Genomic DNA, 1,219 nt, shown 5'->3' on the forward strand with positions numbered 1-1,219 from the left:
AAGGTGGTTTGCGGAGGCTTCGGTGTTGCGTTGCTCACCCCTTAACAGGGCGTTAAGCCGCAAGAGTGTCAATTTAAGTTCGGAGAAGATATGGGACTCTACATAAGAAAGAGTATCAGCGTTGGTCCATTTCGTTTCAATTTGTCAAAATCTGGATTTGGCGTTTCAGCTGGTGTTAAAGGTCTGAGAGTCGGAACTGGTCCAAGAGGTAACTATGTCCGTATTGGAGCAAATGGTATTTATTATCGTTCGACTATTCCGATTGGTTCTCAGGAACGAATTGTCGACGACACTATTCAGCCCAACTATCAAGAGTCCTTCGAAGCGCCGACTCACGAACCACTGAAAGAAATTGAGTCAGCGCATGTTTCGCAGATAGTAGACTCTTCTTCAGCTGAGCTGCTAAAGGAGCTTAATGAGAAACAGAAAAAGTCTAGTTCATGGCCTTTTATTTTTATTCTATTTTTCGCTGTTGTTTTTGGAATTCATAATGCCGAGCTCCCTAAATGGGTTGTCGCTTTGACTGCTGTGTTGGGGGGTGTTTCTACTTGGGTTTGTTATACGAGAGACACGTTAGCTAAGACAACTGTACTTTTCTATGACTTTGACTCCGAAATGGAACTTGCTTATGACAAGCTGTTTTCGGCAGCAGAACAAATGGCAAAAGCTAATAAATGTTGGCATATATCAGCCTCAGGCAAAGTCCTTGATAAAAAATATCATGCAGGTGCAAGCAATCTTATAGATCGAAAGCTGACATCGATTAAGATCTCTGAACCGCCACGATTAAAAACAAATGTGAAGACAGTCTCTATTGCAGTAGGTCGTCAAACATTACATTTCTTTCCTGACCGAGTGTTGGTCTATGACACTACAGGTGTCGGAGCTGTGAGTTACCAAGATTTGGTTGTGGTGGTCGGAGACAAAAAATTTATCGAAGAAGAGTCAGTTCCTGCTGATGCATTGATCGTTGATAAAACGTGGAAATACGTAAATAAGTCCGGTGGACCAGACCGCAGGTTTAAAGATAACCATGAGCTACCAATTTGCCTATATCAGGAAATGTCATTCACAAGCCAATCAGGTCTTAATGAGCTAATTCAATTATCAACTCGAGGGCCAGCGGAAAAGTTTGAAGCCTCTGTAAATTGTTTAGCAGCAGTTCTTCCAAGAGAAATTGAAAGCGATAAAATTGCGGCTTAACAATCTGTTTAAGAGT

At 41.8% G+C, this 1,219-nt stretch carries 1 protein-coding gene; it reads left to right on the forward strand.

Annotated features, from left to right (window positions below; translation table 11 throughout):
- The first annotated feature begins 90 nt into the window (after positions 1–90).
- Positions 91–1,203, forward strand: coding sequence for a DUF4236 domain-containing protein (locus KJB35_RS26345; RefSeq protein WP_285358594.1), 1,113 nt, complete (start codon positions 91–93; stop codon positions 1,201–1,203).
- The last annotated feature ends 16 nt before the right edge of the window (positions 1,204–1,219 follow it).

This window comes from Vibrio sp. D431a (genome assembly GCF_030248655.1).
In the GTDB taxonomy this organism is placed as follows: domain Bacteria; phylum Pseudomonadota; class Gammaproteobacteria; order Enterobacterales; family Vibrionaceae; genus Vibrio; species Vibrio alginolyticus.